17 protein-coding genes and 1 tRNA gene are annotated in these 18886 nt (G+C 73.0%); 11 read left to right on the top strand and 7 right to left on the bottom strand.

All coding sequences use genetic code 11. The features are described 5' to 3' along the window. Nucleotides 1-84 precede the first annotated feature (84 nt). The gene (locus AC07F0_RS12010) at nt 85-1536 is read left to right on the top strand and encodes a hypothetical protein (protein ID WP_478977469.1); all 1452 of its coding nucleotides are present in this window, start codon (nt 85-87) and stop codon (nt 1534-1536) included. A gap of 90 nt (nt 1537-1626) precedes the next feature. Here the strand turns inward: AC07F0_RS12010 and AC07F0_RS12005 are convergent, their stop codons facing one another. Continuing rightward, complete coding sequence (locus tag AC07F0_RS12005) at nt 1627-2232, bottom strand: histidine phosphatase family protein (protein ID WP_478977466.1); 606 nt, start codon at nt 2230-2232, stop codon at nt 1627-1629. Between the two features lie 191 nt (nt 2233-2423). On the opposite strand from AC07F0_RS12005, the gene AC07F0_RS12000 reads away from it, so the two are divergent. The 7 genes from AC07F0_RS12000 to AC07F0_RS11970 all read left to right on the top strand — a co-directional run bounded on the left by AC07F0_RS12000 (nt 2424) and on the right by AC07F0_RS11970 (nt 8764). Further along, nucleotides 2424-3377, top strand: coding sequence for a phosphatase PAP2 family protein (locus tag AC07F0_RS12000; protein WP_478977463.1), 954 nt, complete (start codon nt 2424-2426; stop codon nt 3375-3377). Further along, nucleotides 3328-4449, top strand: a complete 1122-nt coding sequence (locus AC07F0_RS11995; RefSeq protein WP_478977460.1) for a hypothetical protein — start codon at nt 3328-3330, stop codon at nt 4447-4449. The genes AC07F0_RS12000 and AC07F0_RS11995 overlap by 50 nt, the downstream gene beginning before the upstream one ends. Next, nucleotides 4440-6032 (top strand): hypothetical protein, encoded by a 1593-nt coding sequence (locus tag AC07F0_RS11990; protein WP_478977458.1) that lies wholly within the window; start codon nt 4440-4442, stop codon nt 6030-6032. The genes AC07F0_RS11995 and AC07F0_RS11990 overlap by 10 nt, the downstream gene beginning before the upstream one ends. Next, nucleotides 6029-7363 carry an AAA domain-containing protein gene (locus AC07F0_RS11985; protein WP_478977455.1) on the top strand — a complete coding sequence of 445 codons (1335 nt, stop codon included), beginning with the start codon at nt 6029-6031 and terminating at the stop codon, nt 7361-7363. The genes AC07F0_RS11990 and AC07F0_RS11985 overlap by 4 nt, the downstream gene beginning before the upstream one ends. Before the next feature lie 234 nt (nt 7364-7597). Beyond that, complete coding sequence (locus AC07F0_RS11980; protein WP_467371463.1) at nt 7598-7966, top strand: hypothetical protein; 369 nt, start codon at nt 7598-7600, stop codon at nt 7964-7966. Nucleotides 7967-8100: 134 nt separating this feature from the next. Then, entirely contained in the window at nt 8101-8700 is a 600-nt protein-coding gene (locus AC07F0_RS11975) for a bifunctional DNA primase/polymerase (RefSeq protein WP_478977452.1), read from the top strand. Then, nucleotides 8691-8764 (top strand) — tRNA-Lys (locus AC07F0_RS11970). The genes AC07F0_RS11975 and AC07F0_RS11970 overlap by 10 nt, the downstream gene beginning before the upstream one ends. Nucleotides 8765-8831: 67 nt before the next feature. Here the strand turns inward: AC07F0_RS11970 and AC07F0_RS11965 are convergent. Continuing rightward, on the bottom strand, nt 8832-10127 hold the full coding sequence (locus tag AC07F0_RS11965; protein WP_478977449.1) for a M6 family metalloprotease domain-containing protein: 1296 nt from the start codon (nt 10125-10127) through the stop codon (nt 8832-8834). 277 nt (nt 10128-10404) lie between these two features. Between AC07F0_RS11965 and AC07F0_RS11960 the strand changes: the two genes are divergently transcribed. Further along, nucleotides 10405-12267, top strand: coding sequence for a putative bifunctional diguanylate cyclase/phosphodiesterase (locus AC07F0_RS11960; RefSeq protein WP_478977447.1), 1863 nt, complete (start codon nt 10405-10407; stop codon nt 12265-12267). Here the strand turns inward: AC07F0_RS11960 and AC07F0_RS11955 are convergent. The 4 genes from AC07F0_RS11955 to AC07F0_RS11940 all read right to left on the bottom strand — a co-directional run bounded on the left by AC07F0_RS11955 (nt 12243) and on the right by AC07F0_RS11940 (nt 15740). Then, the gene (locus tag AC07F0_RS11955; RefSeq protein WP_478977444.1) at nt 12243-13334 is read right to left on the bottom strand and encodes an LLM class flavin-dependent oxidoreductase; all 1092 of its coding nucleotides are present in this window, start codon (nt 13332-13334) and stop codon (nt 12243-12245) included. The genes AC07F0_RS11960 and AC07F0_RS11955 overlap by 25 nt on opposite strands. 89 nt (nt 13335-13423) lie before the next feature. Continuing rightward, a complete protein-coding gene (locus tag AC07F0_RS11950; RefSeq protein ID WP_478977441.1) occupies nt 13424-13693 on the bottom strand; it encodes a hypothetical protein in 270 nt (89 codons plus the stop codon). A 503-nt stretch (nt 13694-14196) separates the two neighbouring features. Then, a complete protein-coding gene (locus AC07F0_RS11945) occupies nt 14197-14928 on the bottom strand; it encodes a maleate cis-trans isomerase family protein (protein ID WP_478977438.1) in 732 nt (243 codons plus the stop codon). Continuing rightward, nucleotides 14925-15740 carry a maleate cis-trans isomerase family protein gene (locus tag AC07F0_RS11940; protein ID WP_436729585.1) on the bottom strand — a complete coding sequence of 272 codons (816 nt, stop codon included), beginning with the start codon at nt 15738-15740 and terminating at the stop codon, nt 14925-14927. Before AC07F0_RS11940 ends, AC07F0_RS11945 begins: the two co-directional genes overlap by 4 nt. A 198-nt stretch (nt 15741-15938) precedes the next feature. Here AC07F0_RS11940 and AC07F0_RS11935 point away from each other — a divergent pair, with 198 nt between their 5' ends. Beyond that, nucleotides 15939-16886: a D-2-hydroxyacid dehydrogenase gene (locus tag AC07F0_RS11935; protein ID WP_478977435.1), complete on the top strand. Its 948-nt coding sequence runs from the start codon at nt 15939-15941 to the stop codon at nt 16884-16886. A 17-nt stretch (nt 16887-16903) separates the two neighbouring features. Further along, the gene (locus AC07F0_RS11930) at nt 16904-18313 is read left to right on the top strand and encodes an amidase (protein WP_478977432.1); all 1410 of its coding nucleotides are present in this window, start codon (nt 16904-16906) and stop codon (nt 18311-18313) included. Here AC07F0_RS11930 and AC07F0_RS11925 read toward each other — a convergent pair. Continuing rightward, nucleotides 18294-18788, bottom strand: coding sequence for a DUF3830 family protein (locus AC07F0_RS11925; RefSeq protein ID WP_403851637.1), 495 nt, complete (start codon nt 18786-18788; stop codon nt 18294-18296). The two genes, AC07F0_RS11930 and AC07F0_RS11925, sit on opposite strands and share 20 nt — an antisense overlap. Nucleotides 18789-18886: the final 98 nt, after the last annotated feature.

Below are 18886 nucleotides of genomic sequence, written 5' to 3'. Positions count from 1 at the left end.
ACACGGGGCAGACCATACGGGACAACACGTACAACCCGCCCCGAACCCGGCATGGTTCGACGGTTCGCACGAGAGGACCCGGCCATGGCGTCGTCAATGGTGACCTCGTCTCAACCCAACCGGCCGCCACAGCCCAACCTCGCCTTCCGGCAGCTGCGTGGACAGCGCTCGCCGGCCGAGTTCGCCGCGGCGATCCGCCGGGCGGCCCTGGAGATCGGCGAGCAGGTCTGCTGTGACGCGCGATACATCGGCCGGGTCGAGGCGGGCGAGATCCGCTGCCCCAACTACGCGTACGAACGGGTGTTCCTGCACATGTTCCCTGGCCGCACGCTCACCGACCTGGGGTTCGCGCCCCGCTCATCGGTACGCGGACGCCGGGCGCGCGATACCGAGGACGCGCCCCTGATGTGCATCCCGAACCCGGCGAACGCCACGAGTGAGACCAGCGGGGCGTGCGAGCCGTATGAAACGCAGAACCCGTACGACCCGCACCACCCGCACGACACCTACGAGGAGAGCGACGTGCTACGTCGCGCATTCATGACCGGCGGGGGCGCCACGGTGGCCGCCGCCTCGCTGGGGCCCGTCGGCCTCGCCCTCGACGCCGCGGCGGCACAGCGCCCCGTGCGCCGTGCCGGGGCGAGTGACGCGGGTGCTCTGGAAGACGCCGTCCGCCGCATCCGGCTGCTCGACGACCGGCACGGGGCCGACGGCCTCTACCGCCGCGCGGCGGCCCCGCTGCGTGCCGCCTACGCCCTGCTGGACGCCGGTACGACCCGGCAGACGACGGCGGACCGGCTCTACTCGGGCGCCGGTGAACTCGCCATCTCCGTGGGCTGGCTGGCCCACGACTCGGGACGCTTCGACGACGCCCGCTCCCATTACGCGGAGGCCCTGGCGACCGCCCGGATGACCGGCGACCCGGGCCTGGAGGCGCACGCCTTCTGCAACACGGCCTTCCTCGCGCGCGACGCGGGCCGGCCGCGCGAGGCGGTCCGGGCCGCCCAGGCCGCACAGCGCGTCGCCCGGCCCGTCGGCTCGGCCCGGCTGATGTCGCTGCTCGCGCTGCGCGAGGCGGGCGGCTGGGCGGGCCTCGCCGACCGCGTCGGCTGCGAGCAGGCACTGGCCCGGGCGCAGGCCCTCTTCGACCGGGGCCCCTCGGACGACGACCCCGAGTGGATGAGCTTCTACGGAGAGGCCGAACTGGAAGGCCTGGAGGCGCAGTGCTGGTCCACGCTCGGCGACTGGCCCCGGGCGGCCCGGCACGCGCGGCGGGCGGCGGAGCTCCAGGATCCGCACTTCACACGGAACATCGCGCTGTACACGGCGGAGCTGGCGGACGACCTCGCGCGGGGCGGGCGGCCGGACGAGGCCGCCGTGGCGGGGATGCGGGTGCTGGATCTGCTGCAGGAGGTCCAGTCGTCCCGGATCCAGACGATGCTGGCGGCTACGGCGCGGGTGCTCTCGCCGCACCGGCGGGCGTCCGGGGTGTCGGCGTTCCTGGAGAGGCATGCGTCGACGCCGAGGGCGGTGTGACGCGCTGCCCCCGGCAGCACCCCTGCCCGCCGCCAAGCGGCCCACGGCGGCCAGGCGGCTAGGCGGCTAGGCGGCTAGGCGGCTAGGCGGCTAGGCGGCTACGGCGGCCAGGTGCCCGAGATCGTTCCAACTCTCGATCGCCGGCTCCCCGTAGGCCCACCCCAGCACCGACAGCGACGTCGGATTCAGGCGTATCCGCGCCGCGAAGTCGATCGGCAGTCCCAGCCACCGCGCCCCGATGGAGCGCAGGATGTGCCCGTGGGCGAAGACCAGGACGTCCCGGTCCTCGGCACGCGCCCAGGAGACCACCTCGTCCGCCCGGGCCGTGATCTCGGCGAGGGTCTCGCCCTCGGGGACACCGTCGCGCCAGATGAGCCAGCCGGGCCGGACGGCCTGGATGTCCGCCGGGGTCATGCCCTCGTACGCCCCGTAGTCCCACTCCAGCAGCGTGTCCCAGGTCCGCGCGCGGTCGCCGAAGCCGGCCAGTTCGCACGTCTCACGCGCGCGGGCCAGCGGGCTGGTGCGCACCTCGACGCCGGGCAGGCCGTCGTACGGCGCCCGGTGCAGGCGCTCCCCGAGCAGCTCGGCCCCGCGCCGGCCCTCCTCCAGCAGCGGCACGTCCGTCCTGCCCGTGTGCTTGCCGGACAGCGACCACTCGGTCTGTCCGTGCCGGGCCAGCAGGATGCGCGGAGCCATGGGGGACCTTTCCGGGAGAAAAACGCGAGCGGAACTCCACCATCATCGCGCACGCTGGTCGCGGGCAACCCGGGGGGCGATCTCTGCGTCTTTGAGGTCCGGAGGGCGCCCCCAGGGGGCGCACGTACGCCGTAAAGTGGCACGACCTACCGGCCGGGCGCCGCGTGACGACGAAGGGGGAGGGCGATCGGATGCCGCACACCGAGACACCGGGCACCGAGGCGGCCCCTGCGCCCCGGCTCCGCTGGTGGACGGAGCTGCCGCTGATCCTGCTGGTGTACGCGTGCTACACGGCGGGCCGGCTCCTCGCCCGGGGCGATGTCTCCGGTGCGGTCGACAACGGCCTGGCGCTCCTGCGCGCCGAGAAGGCTCTGTATCTCAACTTCGAGCACCCGCTCAACCGCCTCTTCACGCACGAGGCCTGGATAGGCATACCGGCGGACTTCTGGTACGCGTCGCTGCACTACCTGGTCACGCCGGCGATCCTCGTGTGGCTCTTCCGCTCCCACGCGGTGCGCTACCGCGCCGCGCGCACCTGGCTAATGACGTCCACCCTCATAGGCCTGGTCGGTTTCACACTGATGCCGACCTGTCCGCCCCGGCTCCTCGACGCGAGCCACGGCTTCGTGGACACGATGGCGCAGTACAGCTCGTACGGCTGGTGGGGCGGCGCGGCGAGCGCCCCGCGCGGCATGGGCGGAATGACCAACCAGTACGCGGCGATGCCGAGTCTGCACGTGGGCTGGGCCCTGTGGTGCGGAGTGATGCTGTGGCGCTACGGCGGTACGCGCACGGCGAAGATCGCGGGAGTCGCCTACCCGCTGATCACGACGATCGTGGTCATGGGCACCGCCAACCACTACTTCCTCGACGCGGTCGCGGGCGCCGCCGTCATGGGCGTCGGGCTGCTGCTCGCCCCGGTCGTGATGCGCGCGGCGGACCGGGTCAAGGCGCGTTTCGTGCCGCGTGCCGCACCGGTCACGGCGGCATCTCCCGCCGCGGGTTCCCCGATTGTCAGTGCCGGATGCCAGACTTCCGCGGGTGAGCGAATTCCACGGCAGCGCGAGTCGCGGCTCGGAGCGGGAGCCGAGCCGAGTGCCTCCCCCAAGGACGCGGGGGACGGCGCTCCGGCACCGGCTCGCTGAGCTGCGCGGCCCCGACGTACCGGCGAAGGCCCTGGACGCGCGCGCGTTGGCGGCGCTGGCCGCCAACCCCGGTTGCGCGCGCAGAGCGGTCCTCGACGGCGCCGGGGTGAACAAGGCGGCGCTGGCGAGCGCACTGGGCTCGCCCTCGGCCTTCGGGCAGTCCCAGTTCGCGCTCACGCGGGGCAACGCGTTCGAGGCGCGGGTCAAGGCCGACGGCGGCGCGGAGCTGCTGCGGCTGGTGCACGAGAAGCTGGACCGGACGGCGGAGCCGCCCGCCGAGGCGCGCGTGCCCGACCTGACCGCGACCGGCCCCGAGGGGCGTACGGCCCGTACGGCGCTGGAGCTGCGGGAGGCCGCCGCGCACCCGGGCGCGTGGACGCTGCTCGATCATCCGATGCTCGCGCTGGACGTCGCGGGCTCCCCCGCGTTCCTCGAGCCGGACGCGGTCGTGGTGCATCCGGGCGGCAGCTGGACCGTGGTCGAGATCAAGTCGTTCCCGCTGCTGGACGGTTCGGCGGACCCGGCGAAGGTCGGGGCGGCGGCCCGGCAGGCGGCGGTGTACGTGCTGGCGCTGGAGGAACTCGCGGCCCGGCTGGACCCGTCCCCGCGCGTGCGGCACCGGATCCTGCTCGTCTGCCCCAGGGACTTCTCCAACCTGCCGGCCGCGTCCGCCGTGGACATCCGCAAGCAGCGTGCGGTGACGGCTCGTCAGCTGACCCGGCTGGCCCGCATCGAGGACATCGCCGAGACGCTCCCCGAGGGCACGTGTTTCTCCCCCGAGCTGCCCGCCGACGAGCTGACGGCCGCCGTCGAGTCGGTCCCGGCGACGTACGCGCCGGAGTGCCTGTCCGCGTGCGAGCTGGCCTTCCACTGCCGGGGCCGCTCCCGCGAGGCGGGTGCGGTGACCTCGCTCGGGCGGCCGGTGCGGGCGGAGCTGGGCGGGCTGACGACCGTGGAGGACGTCCTGGCGGCGGCCCGCGGCGAGGCGGGCGATCCCGATGATCCGGCGGTGGCGGCCCTCAGGCGGGCGGCGGCCCTGCGCGCCGAGGCACTGGAGGCGGCATGTCGCTGATCTCCACCCTGGCCCGGCTGGAAGCGGTCAGCACGGGCCGTGCCCAGCCCGCCGCGACCGTCCGGCACCGGCACCTGTCCGACCGTCCGCTGGTGTTCGTGCCGCTCACCACCGCCGGTGAGGCCGGCGCCCCGCTCGGCGCGCTGGTCGGCACCGACCGGGACGCGCCGCGGCTGCTGGTCGTCCCGCAGCCCCGCGACCGGGACCTCAGGTTCGCGTTCCTGGCGGACCTGGCCGACGTGGTGCTGCCGTACGTCGACGCGTACGCCGAGGTCGTGGAGGCCGCCGAGCGCACCGAGACCGACCCGGAGACCGGCAAGCGGGTCAAGGTCGAGGTCGACCTGTGCGCGGACGCGCCGCAGCTGATCGTGCCGAGCCGCGGGGGCATCGACCTGGTGCGGCTGCTCGGGCGCTCCATGCGGTTCCGGCGGACGGCCGAGCAGGAGCCGGAGGCCCCGTATCCGGCGCCGCCCCGGGTGCCGCTGCTCGGGCGGTGGCTGACGCACTTCGGGGAGCGGGCCCGGGTGCCCGGCTCCTCCCTGCTGCTGGCCATGACCGACGTACTGGGCCGGCACTGGGCGACCGGGCAGTCCACGCTGGAGGACCAGCACCTGGGGGCGCTGCTCGCCTGGATCGACCCGCCGGAGGGCCTGACCGGCGCCGAGGCGGCGCTGCGGGCCGAGCTGGAGCGGGACGCGCAGGGCCAGCTGACGTGTCCCCCGGCCGGTCCCGCCACGGACCCGGCGTTCGACAACAAGCTGCTCGCCCCGGCCATCGAGCGCTACGACCGTGCCCGCACGGCCCTGGCCGCCGCCGAGGACGGCCTGGAGGCCGACGACCGGCTCGGCGCGCTGACCGCAGCCGAGCGGGAGATCCGGGACCTGGTGCTCAGCCGCACCCTGCCCACCTGGGAGAAGGTCTGGCAGGGCCTGGACCTGCTGCGGGAACTGCCCGAGGGGGCGCATGTCGAGGAGCGCTGGACCCGCGACCGCTGGTCCTTCACCGGCCACCGCGACCGCGTCCTGGCCGGCGAGCCCCCGCAGCCGCGCCGCGACGACGCGGTCACGGCGGCCAACAAGCTCGCCACACGCGAGCGCGAGCAGGCCCGGCTGGAGGCGCAGGAGGCCCTCGACGACCCGCTGGTCATGGCGGGACGGCGGCTGTCCGGGGAGGCGTTCGCGGGTGAGGTCACGGACGTCGTGATGGCGTACAGCGAGGGCAAGCGGCCCAGCCCGCGCCCCCTGGTCACCGTGCGCACGGACGACCGGCCGCATCTCGGGGAGCGGACGAAGGTCTACCGGTCGCTGGGCGGGAAGCCGCAGTCGGCGGAGTTCGTCGGGGCCGAGGAGGACGGCGCGTACGTCGTGCTGCGGATCCTCGACAAGATGGGCCGCGGCAAGGAGCCCGAGCCGGGGTCGGTGCCGGAGAAGGGCGACCGCGTCTGCTTCACGCTCTTCGAGCACGAGCAGCGGGGCGGCGCGAAGCTGCCCGACCCGGAGGAGACGCCCTGGACGCACGGTGGGCCGCCCGGTGAGGCGACCCTGGAGGCCGCCGACCCGGTGACCGCGGAGGACCTGCTGTGACGACGCTCTTCGATCCCGCCGCCGCGGCGGCCCAGGCCACCGACGCGATCCTCCACGACACGCTGCACGGCACCGCGCGCGGTGTCGTCGTCGACTCGCCGCCCGGCGCCGGCAAGTCCACGCTCGTGGTCCGCGCGGCCCTGGAGCTGGCCGGGGCCGGCCATCCGCTGATGGTGGTGGCGCAGACCAACGCCCAGGTCGACGACCTGGTCCTGCGGCTCGCCGAGAAGAGCCCCGAGCTGCCGGTGGGGCGGCTCCACAGCAGCGACGCCGACCCGTACGACAAGGCGCTCGACGGCTTGGAGAACGTCCGCAAGTCGGCGAAGGCGGCCGATCTCGCCGGGCTAGCCGTGGTGATCTCGACGGCGGCGAAGTGGGCGCATGTGAAGGCCGACGAGCCGTGGCGGTACGCGATCGTCGACGAGGCGTACCAGATGCGCTCGGACGCGCTGCTCGCCGTGGCCGGGCTGTTCGAGCGGGCGCTGTTCGTGGGCGACCCGGGGCAGCTGGACCCGTTCGCGATCGTGGGCGGCGAGCAGTGGGCGGGCCTCACGTACGACCCGTCGGCCTCGGCGGTGACGACGCTGCTCGCGCACAACCCGGACCTGCCCCAGCACCGGCTGCCGGTGTCCTGGCGGCTTCCGGCCTCGGCGGCGCCGCTGGTCTCGGACGCCTTCTACCCGTACACGCCGTTCCGCAGCGGCACCGGCCACGACGACCGCCGTCTCTCCTTCGCCGTGCCGTCGGACGGCTCGGGCCCCGACCGGGTGATCGACGAGGCGGCCGAGTCGGGCTGGGGCCTGCTGGAGCTGCCCGCCCGGCACACCCCGCGCACGGACCCGGAGGCGGTCCGGGCGGTGGCGACGGTCGTACGGCGCCTGCTGGACCGGGGCGGCGCGGCGACGTCGGAGCGCTCACCCGACCCTTCTCCCCTGACCGCGGACCGGATCGCCGTCGGCACGGCACACCGGGACCAGGCGGCGGCGGTGCGCGCGGCCCTGGCCGGCCTCGGCGTCACCGACGTGGTCGTGGACACGGCGAACCGGCTCCAGGGCCGCGAGTACGACGTCACGGTGGTCCTGCACCCCCTCTCCGGCCGCCCCGACGCCACGGCCTTCCACCTGGAGACGGGCCGCCTGTGCGTCCTGGCCTCCCGCCACCGGCACGCGTGCGTCGTGGTCTGCCGGGCGGGGGTCGGCGACCTGCTGGACGCCTATCCGTCGACGGAGCCGGTACAGCTGGGGACGGAGGTGAAGTTTCCGGACGGGTGGGAGGCGAATCACGCGGTCCTGGCGCACCTGGCCGAACATCGCGTGCCGTGGCAGCCGTGACGAACGCCACGGATGTGACGGCCATCCCCCCACCAGCGAACACCCCACCCTCCACCGGCACAGGCCGGCACGCCGCCGGAGGCGGCCGGTGAACACAGCGTGGCGGCCGTGACGAACGCCGGGTGGTGTCGCAGCCGTATCCACTACCGCGATGCCCACTTGCGCGCCCGCGAGACAATGGACGGTGGCCCGCTCCACCGGGAGGGCCAGCGCGACGTACGAGGAGGAGTAGACATGGCGGAGCCCACGCCGCGTCGGAACGAACCGCGGCTACGCCCCGCGCCCCTGCTCTTCGAGCCCGCGGAGGCGGCCTCCGACCCTGAGCACTTCTTCGATCTCGAGTCGATCGACGATCCCCGCGCGCTGCTGTCCCGCGCGACGGAGCTGACGCTGGCGTTCCGGGCCGCGGCGGACCGGGCGGTGGAGTTCCAGGCGATCGCGGCGGCGCAGCTGGCGGATCCGCGGCGGTTCGACCGGCTGACGACCGCGGACATCGCGGAGCGGGCCGAGTGGACCGAGGACTACGCCAAGAAGATGGTCGAGTTCGGACGGGACCTGATGCGGGGCGGCGGCGAGGGCCGGGGGTCCGTCGACCCGGTGTGAGACCGGGAGAGCCGCACCTTCTCGATCTACCTGGCATATGCCAGGCGGGCAAGATACCCCCTCCCCACCCCTCCTGTCCCGATTTCCCGCAACCCTCGGGAACCGCGCGTTCACGGCCGGTAGATATGGACGCCATGAGCAGCGCATGGAACGCCTCCTATGTCACCCCGGACGGGGCCGCCTGGCTCGCCTCGGCAGGAACGTATCCGCGAAGCACGCTCGCCCTCTGGGACGAGCGCCCGGACGCACCGGTCGTGCTGCCCTGCGGGTCGGTCTTCGACGTCGTCAGCGCGCCCGCGATGTTCGGGCGGCGGATGCTCGACCGGCTGTGGGACGACGGGCCCGGCTCGGGGCCGGTCGCGGAGTTCCGCGGCCGGATGCTGCTGTTCTCCGCGCCCGGCACGGCCCAGCGGCTGCCGGTGCTGCTGGAGTGGGAGGAGTGGGGCAAGCGCGGCGGGGACCGCCGGGAGCCCGGCCGCACGGGCGGGGTTCCACCCCTGCTGTGCCACGGCACGGGCGACGCGGTGACCGTCCCGGCACCGGCGGACGACACCTCCCCCGACCGCTCCGGCGCCCGCTGGCTCGTCGCCCCCGACACCCGTCAGCCCTGGCTGCCCGGCCCCGAGGTACTGCTGTGGGCGGCCGTCCGGGCGGCCCGTTCGGCGGTGCGGATATCGATTTTTCCTCCCGCCGACCAGGGTGCTAAGGTCTACGACGTCAGCAGGCGCCGCTAGCTCAGTTGGTTAGAGCAGCTGACTCTTAATCAGCGGGTCCGGGGTTCGAGTCCCTGGCGGCGCACAGACGGCAAAGGCCCCTCGCGAGAGCGAGGGGCCTTCTGCATGCCCGGCGTCCGCATCGCGCGTCTTCAGTGCCCGGCCATGATCCGCACGGTCCAGGCCCCCGAAGCCGTACGCCCCTCCACCTCCACCCGGACCCCCTCCCCCGGCACCGTGAAACTCTCCCCAGGGCCGATCGGCGCGTCCGCGAGGGGCGGGTAGACCGAGTCCTCCCGGCAGGCCCCGGTGCGCGGATGGGCGTCGATCACCTCGATCGGCCCACCCCCGGAGTGCGCCCCGCCCCGCACCCGGTACACGAGCACCCCCTGCCGGCACGCTGCCACGTCGTTGCCCACCGGCCCGCGCGCCTCGAACGCGAGCACGCTGTCGCGGCCGGTGCGCAGCACCGCGAGCTTGGTGCCCCGCCCGAGCCCGAAGGCCGGCGCCCCCGCGGCGCCCGTCACCGGCACTCCGGGCCCGGCCGCCAGTGGCTCCAGGGTCAGCCGGGCGGGCCCGGCGTCCTGCACGCACCGCACCTGCCGCTGCTCCAGCCAGCCCAGTTTCCACTTGTGCCAGCCGAACAGGTCGGGCGCCAGTCCGAACTGGCTGCCCATCAGGTCCCAGTCGCCGACGTGCGTGTCCCAGTCGCCCTTGCCGTCCACGGGCCGGTGGTAGAGGTCGGGCAGGTCGAACACGTGCCCGGTCTCGTGGGCGAGGACGAGCCGGTCCGGGGGATGCTGCTCGAACACCGTGACGACCCGGCGCAGATCGGTGCCGTCGGCCCGCATCGGACTCGTCAGGTTGACGACCTTGGTCGCGTCGGACTCCACACCGGGCGCGTCCGGGTCCGCGACGAAGTACACGACGTCGTAGCGGGAGAAGTCGACCTGCGGGTCGGCCACGGAGAGCGCGTCCCGCAGATAAGCGGCCCGGTGCGCGGCGCTCCAGTCGCGCTGTATGTCGTACGCCGTGGACGGCTGCGGCATCTGGATCCAGTGCCCGACGGGGCGCGGGCGCAGGGTGAAACGGCCGTAGGAGGCGCGTTCGAAGAAGCGGGTGGTGGCCGGGAAGTGGTCGGCGGTCAGCTCCTGCGGCGTGGTCAGCGGATGGGCGTCCGGGAAGGACAGGAACACCATGACCGCGTCCAGGGCCCGGACCGGGCGCGGATAGGCGGCGTTCCAGGTGTCCAGGCCCTCGGAGTGGTGGGCATTGGTGCGGGTCAGGGCGCAGGGCGCCACCGGGTCGGGTTCGGCGGCCGACGGGCCGGTGCCGAGGGAGGTCGCGGCGAGCGCCGACATGGTGGTGAACACGGCCGCGGTGCTGCGCAGTCGGGCGCGCGAGAACTGACGCGGCACGGGCACCTCCGAGTACGGTTCGCGGGACACCGCACCCAGCCTGTGATGATTTGTCGCACTGCGTCCTGTTTGCTTGCGCCAGTCGGGTGAAGAAGCCGAAGCATCGCGGATGTCGACACCCGCGAAGCACTCACAGAACGTCACAACTGGTCGGGGGCCTGAAGAAGCCGTCCAGGCATGAGCAGAAACGATCTGGCAGAGGGGCGGGTTGGTCCGGAAGACTGGACACCGGCTGGAAGGCCCTGGGGCCAGCCTCTATGATCGGCACACTTTCCTGACCTTTCCTGCACGGACAGAGATCGAATACATGCGGGAGCGAGCGGTGAGCGGAACCTCCGAAGGGCCGGCGCCCGCGGCAGACCTCGACCGGCCGGCCGTCACAGAGAGTGAGATCGACGCGCCTCCCCGTGCCGAGCCCCCGGCGCCCGCGCCCTATCGCTCCGTCTTCGCGGCCGCCCCGCTCGCCATGGCCGTCGTCGACCGCGAGGGGATGGTCGTCAGCGCCAACGACTCGCTCGCCGTGCTGCTCGGTACCCCGCCCGACGATCTGGCCGGGACCGTCGCCGCCGACCTGGTCGACCTCACCTGTGACGCCCGCACCTGGCACGCGTACCGCGAGGTGCTGCGCGGCCGGCAGTCCCGGCTGCGCTGCACGCGCCGGCTCAAGCACCCCGACGGGCATTCGCTGTGGGTGCAGGTGACGGTCGCCCCACTGCCCGCCGAGGACGGGGCCGTCCTGCTGACTGTCGCCGACATCAGCTCACGCCGCGAACTCCAGGCCCGGCTGCGGCACTTGCAGATGCACGACCCGGTGACCCGGCTGCCCAACCGCACGCTGTTCTTCGAACGCCTGTCGGCCGCGCTGGAGGCGGAGTCGTACGAGCAGAGCGGCACGGGCCGGATCGGGCTGTGCTACCTGGACCTGGACGGCTTCAAGGCCATCAACGACACCCTGGGCCACCGCGTGGGCGACCGGCTGCTGGCCGCCGTCGCCGAGCGCCTCACGCGCTGCGCGGACGAGGCCGGGCATTCCCGGCCCAGCATCCCGCTGGTGGCCCGGCTCGGCGGTGACGAGTTCGCGCTGCTCGTCGAGGACTCCACGGGCACCGAGCAACTGGCCGAGCTGGCCGAGTCGGTGCTGGAGGCGATCCAGGACCCGTTCGACATCTCCGGGCAGCGACTGTCGGTCTCGGCGTCGATCGGCGTGGTGGAGCGGCACGCGGCCGGGACGACTCCGACCGCCCTGATGCAGGCGGCGGACACCACGCTCTACTGGGCGAAGGCCGACGGCAAGTCCCGCTGGACGCTGTTCGACCCGGAGCGCAACGCCCACCGCATGACCCGCCAGGCCCTCGCCTCCACCCTGCGGCCGGCCATCGACCGGGGCGAGTTCCAACTGGAGTACCAGCCGCTGGTCGGCATGGAGGACGACCGGCTGCACGGGGTCGAGGCACTCATCCGCTGGAATCATCCTCAGTTCGGCGTACTGACGCCGAATCGGTTCATCGGACTTGCCGAGGAGGACGGTTCGATCGTTCCGCTGGGCCGCTGGGTGCTGCGCACGGCCTGCGGACAGGCCCGCCGCTGGCAGCTGGACCACCCCGACGAGCCGCCGATCTTCGTGAGCGTGAATGTGGCGGTGCGTCAGGTCTGGGACTCAGACCTGGTGGCGGACGTGGCACAGATCCTGGCCGAGACGGGCCTCGCGCCGCACCTGCTCCAGCTGGAGCTCACCGAGTCGGCGGTGATGGGCTCGGCCGGCCGGCCGCTCCAGACCCTGAAGGCCCTCAGCGACATGGGCGTGCGCATCGCCATCGACGACTTCGGCACCGGCTACTCGAACCTGGCCTACCTCAGCCGCCTGCCGGTGTCCGTACTGAAGCTGGACGGCACCTTCGTCCGCGGCTTCCAGTACGACGACCAGGACAGCACGGCCACCCGCCCCAACCCGGCCGACGAGGTCGTGGTCGAGGCGATGATCCAGCTCGCCCACCGGCTGGGGCTGACCGTCACGGCCGAATGCGTGGAGACCTCGGACCAGGCGACCCGGCTGCGGCGCATCGGCTGCGACACCGGACAGGGCTGGCTCTACTCCCGTCCGGTGCCGCCGGACCGTATCTCCGAGCTGCTGGGCACGCCGGGCGTTCAGGCGGGCGTCGGCAACCCGTAGGCGTCGGCGATGAGTTCGTAGGAGCGCACGCGTACGTCACCGCCGTGCGCGTTGGCCGTGATCATCAGCTCGTCGGCGCCGGTGCGCTTGTGCAGGTCGTCCAGGCCGGAGCGGACCTCGTCCGGGGTGCCGTGGATGACGTTGGCGTTCCAGGAGTCGACGAAGTCGCGTTCCATGGGGCTGAACGCGTAGGCCTCCGCCTCCTCGGGGGTGGGCACGAGGCCGGGGCGTCCGGTGCGCAGCCGGACCATGCTGAGGGCGGCGGCCAGCACCTGGCGGCGGGCCTCCCTCTCCTCGTCGGCGGCGAGCGCGGAGACGCCGATGAGGGCATAGGGCTCGTCGAGCACGGCGGACGGCTGGAAGGACTCCCGGTACAGGTCCAGGGCCGGGATGGTGTTCTGCGCCGAGAAGTGGTGCGCGAAGGCGAAGGGCAGGCCGAGGACACCGGCGAGGCGGGCGCTGAAGCCGGAGGAGCCGAGCAGCCAGACGGGCGGGCGGTGCGGGGACTGGACGCCGCCGGGGGACGTGGCCTGGACCGGCCCGGGTACGGCGTGGATACGGCGGTAGGGATGCCCGTCGGGGAAGTCGTCGTCGAGGAACCGGGTCAGCTCGGCGAGCTGCTCGGGGAAGTCGTCGGCGCCTTCGCGCAGCCGGTCGGTGCGGCGCAGGGCGGCGGCCGTGGCACCGTCGGTTCCCGGCGCGCGTCCGAGCCCGAGGTCGATGCGGCCCGGGGCCATGGCCTCCAGCGTCCCGAACTGCTCGGCGATGACGAGCGGGGCGTGGTTGGGCAGCATGACGCCGCCCGAGCCGAGACGGATGCGGCCGGTGTGGGCCGCGAGGTGGGCGAGGATCACGGCCGGGGACGAGGAGGCCACACCGGGCATGGAGTGGTGTTCGGCGACCCAGTAGCGGTGGAAGCCGCGGGACTCGGCGAGGCGGGCCAGGTCGACGCTGGTGCGCAGCGCGTCGGAGGCGGTGCGGCCGGCCCCGACGGTGACCAGGTCCAGTACGGAGAGGGGGACGGGGGCGCTGCCCTGCGCTGCGCCGCGTATCTCGTCTGCCGCCACGGTGGGGTGCCTCCTGCTGTGGGCCGTGTGCTGTCGTCCCGGCCTTAACAGGGGACTGTCTCCGGTTATTCCCGAAAGGTGCCGCAGGGTCAGGCGGCCTGCTCCCAGTCGCTCCGCGCTCCGCCGTACGGGGGCCGCCGGGCGGCCTTCTCGCGGACTCGGAGCACGATCCACGCGAGGGCGGCTCCACCGGCGAGCCACCAGGGCAGGGACCACACGGCACCCCACCAATCCGCCCGCGGATCGAGGACGGCGTCGGCGCCGGCCGTGACCATCGCCGCTGCCAGGCTCCAGCACAGCAGGCGCCCGGACAGCTGGACAGCGCTTACAGAGGGTCTGAACGGGCCCGTTTCGGCCATCGGGGAGTCCTTCACGGCACGACTGGCTGCGGACGTGGCCAGTGTGCACGGGATGGACCACCGAAGGGGAACGCGCTTTCGGTCAACTCAAGAGCCCTGTGATGCGGCGGAGTTGAGCGTTCCTCACCTCCTGGCGGGTCGTTCACCCCCTATGCCCGGATCTGCCCCGCCGAAGAGGTGGGACCGATTCCGGGCGTCGGGGGCGAGAACGGCACGCGCGCCAGGTGCGTACCAGGCGTCACGGGGCAGGCGGGACTTTGCGGACACCTAGGGCCTGTTGCGAAAGTGGCCTCGTCGCCCGGAGGGCGGCCGCGCGGCGTCCGGTGCGTGCTCTGGGGGTCCCCCCGGCCGAAGGCTGGGGGGAGTGCCGCCCGGAAGCCCTCGTACGGGCGTACTCGGGCTTTCGGCCGGTGCGGCGAGTGGGGGCACCTCCCACGCCCTCAAGGCAGTGGGGGAGCGTGCCGGGCGCCGCGCGGCAGAGGGCACTTTCGCAACAGGCCTCCCTAGGCCTGGACGATCGGCTCCCTCGTGAACAGCGCCCCCAGTTCCGGCGCGTTCACGCGGCGGTCCGCGAGGCGGAGGCCTTCCCAGACCGTGACCTGGTTGGCGGTGAGGACCGGCTTGCCGAGGTCCTTCTCCAGGGCCGGGATGTGGGCCGCCGTGTGCAGGGCCGTGTCGGGCAGGAGGAGGGCTTCGGCCTCGGGGTGGTCGGCGTGCCGGGCCATGGCGAGGAGTTCCGCCTCGCCCCAGGTGCCGACCTCGGCGGCCGTGATGATGCCGGAGCTCTTCACCGAGACGACCTCGACACCGTCCGCCCGCAGGAACTCGGCGAACAACTGCGCCACGTCGTCCGGGTACGTCGCGCCGATCGCGACCCGGCGCACTCCCAGCTCCCGTACCGCGTGCACGAACGCGAAGGACGTCGAGGAGGCCGGCATGCCGGCGGTCTGCGCCAGGGTGCGCACCTGGTCCTGCGCGCCGTCCCAGCCGTAGACGAAGCTGCCGCTGGTGCAGGCCCAGACCACGGCGTCCGCGCCGGCGTGCCGCAGCTCCTGGACGCCCGCCGCGAGTCGCCCGGCGGAGCCCATCTCGAGCAGCGCGTCCACCCGGTGCGCGTCCTCACCGATGTCGGTGTGCACCAGGTCCACCCGGATGTCGCTGCCCAGCAACTGCTCGATGCGCGGATAGTCGTCCTCGGCCGAGTGGCCCGGGTAGAGAAATCCCAGTGCGGTCATGTCCAGCCTTCCTGCTGCTGCTCTTCTTCCGGCACGACGGGACCGTGGTCCGCCCCCGGCGATCCGAGACCGGCCCGCGCCTCCGGACTGATCAGCGCTTGATACGGTCCCACCGCACGGGTACCCAGTCGGCGCAGCGCCGCCCACATCGTCACTTGGTTGGCCGAGATCACCGGGATGCGCAGTTCGGCCTCCAGTTGGGGGATGACGTCGTAGGTGGGCAGGTTGGTACAGCTGATGAACAGGGCGTCGGCATCGCCGCGTACGGCCTGCCGTGCCATGTCCACCACCTCCCGGTAGGGGACCTTCCAGATGTGCCGGGTCAGACCCATGAAGGCACAGCCGGAGATCGTGACGCCGGCCTGGGCGACGTACGCCTCCAGCGACTGCGTCACCGACACCGTGTACGGCGTCACCAGCGCCACCCGCCGTACGTCCAGCTCCACCAGGGCCTCCAGCAGCCCCCCGGAGGTGGTGATCGCCGGGACGGCGCCCGCCCGGCTCATCGCCTCGCACATCGCGCGCTCGCCCATGACACCGCCGACGAAACTGCCCGACGTACAGGCGTAGGCGATGACCTCGGGGGCGATCGCGTTGAGCGTGCGGACCGCCTCGCTCAGCGTCTCGTGTTCGCTGACCATGCGGGCGAGGTCGAGGCTGACCTCGACCGGCACGAACGGTGTTCGTGTCATGTGCAGGGAGACCTCGTCCGGCACCCACCGCCACAGCTCGCGGTCGAGAGCGAAGTCGAAGGGGGCGACAACGCCGACCCCGCGCTGCGGGCTCGGCCCGCCGAGAAATGAGACGTCCATGGCAGGGCACCGGCCTCACACTGGGCAACGAGTGTGCAACGGATCGTGGGAACGCCCGTGTTGACGACGGTAGGTTCGGGTGCGAGCGTGGTCAATCCGCCCGGATCATTCCTTGGTCAACACCGTGTTAACTCGTCGTCACCGGCCGCCTGGCGAAGGCAGGCCGCCCCCGCCGCACGGCTGGAGAAACGGCTGCTCATGCCCACCCCCACCCTGCTCGTCCTGGACGCCGAACCCCTCCCCCGCCTCGGGCGCCTCACCGGCCGCGCCCGTATCGAACACACCGACGCGGAGGGTCTCGCCGCACGCCTCCCGCGTGCGGATGTACTCCTGGTGTGGGATTTCACCTCGCGCGCCGTGCGGGACGCGTGGCCCGGCGAGGGCCCACGACCACGCTGGGTGCATACGGCGAGCGCCGGTGTGGACCATCTGATGTGTCCGGAACTCGCCGCCTCCGACACGGTGGTGACGAACGCCCGCGGCATCTTCGACCAGCCGATCGCCGAGTACGTCGCCGCGCTCGTGCTGGCGATGGCCAAGGACCTGCCGCGCACGCTTCAGCTGCAACGGGAGCGGACCTGGCGGCACCGCGAGTCGCAGAGGGTCGCCGGGAGCCGGGCCGTCGTGGTCGGCACCGGTCCGATCGGCCGGGCGATCGCCCGCACGCTGGAGGCGCTGGGCATCACGACGGCGCTCGTCGGCCGCGCCCCGCGCGCCGACGTGCACGGCCCGGAGGACCTGGACCGGCTGCTGGCGCGCGCCGACTGGGTGATCGCGGCGGCACCGCTCACCGATCGGACGCACGGCATGTTCGACGCCCGCCGCTTCGGCGTGATGCAGCCGTCCGCCCGGTTCGTCAACATCGGCCGCGGCCAGCTGGTCGTCGAGGACGCGCTCGCCGAGGCCCTGGCCAAGCACTGGATCGCGGGCGCCGCACTGGACGTCTTCGAGTCCGAGCCGCTGACCCCCGACAGTCCGTTGTGGCAGGTCCCGGGCCTGATCGTGTCCCCGCACATGAGCGGCGACATCGTCGGCTGGCGGGACGAGCTCGGTGCCCAGTTCGTGGAGCTGTTCGAGCTCTGGGCGGCCGGAAAACCGCTGGAGAACGTGGTCGACAAACAGCGCGGGTATGTACCCGGACACTGACGTTCCTTGGAGGGTGCATGACCGAGCTCACCGAGCTGACCGCCGTACGACTCCTCGACGGCTACCGCAAGGGCGAGTGGAGCCCTGTGGAGGCGACCCGCGCGGCGCTGGAGCGGGCCGAGGCGATCCAGCCGGAGGTGAACGCCTTCGTCCGGCTGACCGCCGAGGACGCGCTGGCCCGGGCCCGGGAGTCGGAGGAGCGATGGCGGCGCGGTGAGCCCCAGGGGCTGCTGGACGGGGTGCCGGTCACGGTCAAGGACATCCTGCTGCTGCGCGGCGCGCCGACCCTGCGCGGTTCGAAGGCCGTGGATCCGGCGGGGCGCTGGGACGAGGACGCCCCGTCCGTGGCCCGGCTGCGGGAGCACGGGGCGGTCTTCATCGGCAAGACGACGACCCCCGAGTACGGCTGGAAGGGCGTGACGGACTCGCCGCTGAGCGGGGTCACGCGCAACCCGTACGACCCCTCGCGCACGGCCGGCGGGTCGAGCGGCGGCAGCGCGGCGGCCGTGGCGCTCGGTGCGGGGCCGCTGTCCCTGGGCACGGACGGCGGCGGCAGTGTCCGCATCCCGGCGTCGTTCTGCGGGATCTTCGCGCTGAAGCCGACGTACGGGCGGGTGCCGCTCTACCCGGCGAGCGCGTTCGGCACGCTGGCGCACGTCGGGCCGATGACCCGGGACGCTGCGGACGCGGCGCTGCTGATGGACGTCATCGGCCACCCCGACTCGCGTGACTGGTCGGCGCTCGCCCCGCCGCCCGGGGCGTACACGGACGGCCTGACGGGCGGGGTGCACGGTTTGCGCGTGGCGTACTCGCCGTCGCTGGGCGGGCAGGTGGCGGTGCGTCCGGAGGTCGCGAGGGCGGTACGGCACGCGGTGGAGCGGCTGGCGGAGCTCGGCGCCTACGTCACGGAGACCGACCCGGACCTCACCGAACCGGTGGAGGCCTTCCACACGCTGTGGTTCAGCGGGGCGGCCCGGGTGACCCAGCATCTGGGACCGAAGCAGCGGGAACTGCTGGACCCGGGCCTGCGCGAGATCTGCACACAAGGCGCCCGCTACTCGGCGCTGGACTATCTCGCCGCGGTGGACGTCCGGATGGACCTGGGGCGCCGGATGGGCCGCTTCCACGACACCTACGACCTGCTCGTCACGCCGACCCTGCCGATCACGGCGTTCGAGGCGGGCGCCGAGGTACCGAAGGGCTCCGGCCATCGGCGCTGGACGGGGTGGACGCCGTTCACGTACCCGTTCAACATGACGCAGCAGCCGGCGGCGAGCGTGCCGGTCGGCGCCGACGGGGACGGCCTGCCGATCGGACTCCAGCTCGTGGCCGCCCGGCACCGGGACGATCTGGTGCTGCGGGCGGCCCACGCGCTGTACGAGGCCGGCGTGGCGTCCGACGGCCGGATCAGGCCCTCCGGAAGCTGAGCGTCTCCCCGGCCGCTCCCGACCTCCACAGGTCGTTGCACGCCTCGGCCATGGTGTCCAGGCCCTCGACGATCTGGCCCCAGACGATGCCGGGGACCCAGCCGACATCGCCGTTCAGCAGCAGGTTGTTGCGCTCGTAGAACAGGGCCAGGTCGACGAGCGTGGTCCCGGCGCGGACCTCGCGGTCGTAGCCGTAGGACTTGGTCCCCAACTCCGTCCCCGCGAAGGCGAAATAGCACAGATCGCCCGGGATGGGAGTGACGGTCGGGTTCTCCAGGGGTGGTTCGGTTTCGGCGAAGGGCGGAAAAAGGGCGTAGATCTCGTTGCGTGCGTACTTCGCGTGGTAGACGTCGCCGGCCAGCGGAAGGGCGTCCCAGACGGCCGCGCAGGTGATCGGCGCGCGGTCGTCCAGGAGCCTGGCCCTGCAGGTCACGTCGCGCTTGACCAGGGAGACTTCGATATAGCGATCAGCCATGCCTCCATGGGAGTGCCCGCCGCCCCCGCGGTCAAGGGCGCACCGGGAGACGTGCGGGGCTTGAAAAGATCGGCATAACTCGGATGCGGTCGGGTAGC

This window comes from Streptomyces sp. NPDC045955 (assembly GCF_056430805.1).
The sequence above is the reverse complement of the archived record's forward strand: the minus strand, read 5'-3'. Positions and strand labels throughout refer to the sequence as shown.

Bases quoted from the DNA above. Each gene is read 5' to 3' on its own strand.
- AC07F0_RS12010 (WP_478977469.1), top strand. From the start codon at position 85: ATGGCGTCGTCAATGGTGACCTCGTCTCAACCCAACCGGCCGCCACAG.
- AC07F0_RS12005 (WP_478977466.1), bottom strand. From the start codon at position 2,232: ATGGCTCCGCGCATCCTGCTGGCCCGGCACGGACAGACCGAGTGGTCG.
- AC07F0_RS12000 (WP_478977463.1), top strand. From the start codon at position 2,424: ATGCCGCACACCGAGACACCGGGCACCGAGGCGGCCCCTGCGCCCCGG.
- AC07F0_RS11990 (WP_478977458.1), top strand. From the start codon at position 4,440: ATGTCGCTGATCTCCACCCTGGCCCGGCTGGAAGCGGTCAGCACGGGC.
- AC07F0_RS11980 (WP_467371463.1), top strand. From the start codon at position 7,598: ATGGCGGAGCCCACGCCGCGTCGGAACGAACCGCGGCTACGCCCCGCG.
- AC07F0_RS11975 (WP_478977452.1), top strand. From the start codon at position 8,101: ATGAGCAGCGCATGGAACGCCTCCTATGTCACCCCGGACGGGGCCGCC.
- AC07F0_RS11960 (WP_478977447.1), top strand. From the start codon at position 10,405: ATGCGGGAGCGAGCGGTGAGCGGAACCTCCGAAGGGCCGGCGCCCGCG.
- AC07F0_RS11950 (WP_478977441.1), bottom strand. From the start codon at position 13,693: ATGGCCGAAACGGGCCCGTTCAGACCCTCTGTAAGCGCTGTCCAGCTG.
- AC07F0_RS11945 (WP_478977438.1), bottom strand. From the start codon at position 14,928: ATGACCGCACTGGGATTTCTCTACCCGGGCCACTCGGCCGAGGACGAC.
- AC07F0_RS11940 (WP_436729585.1), bottom strand. From the start codon at position 15,740: ATGGACGTCTCATTTCTCGGCGGGCCGAGCCCGCAGCGCGGGGTCGGC.
- AC07F0_RS11935 (WP_478977435.1), top strand. From the start codon at position 15,939: ATGCCCACCCCCACCCTGCTCGTCCTGGACGCCGAACCCCTCCCCCGC.
- AC07F0_RS11930 (WP_478977432.1), top strand. From the start codon at position 16,904: ATGACCGAGCTCACCGAGCTGACCGCCGTACGACTCCTCGACGGCTAC.
- AC07F0_RS11925 (WP_403851637.1), bottom strand. From the start codon at position 18,788: ATGGCTGATCGCTATATCGAAGTCTCCCTGGTCAAGCGCGACGTGACC.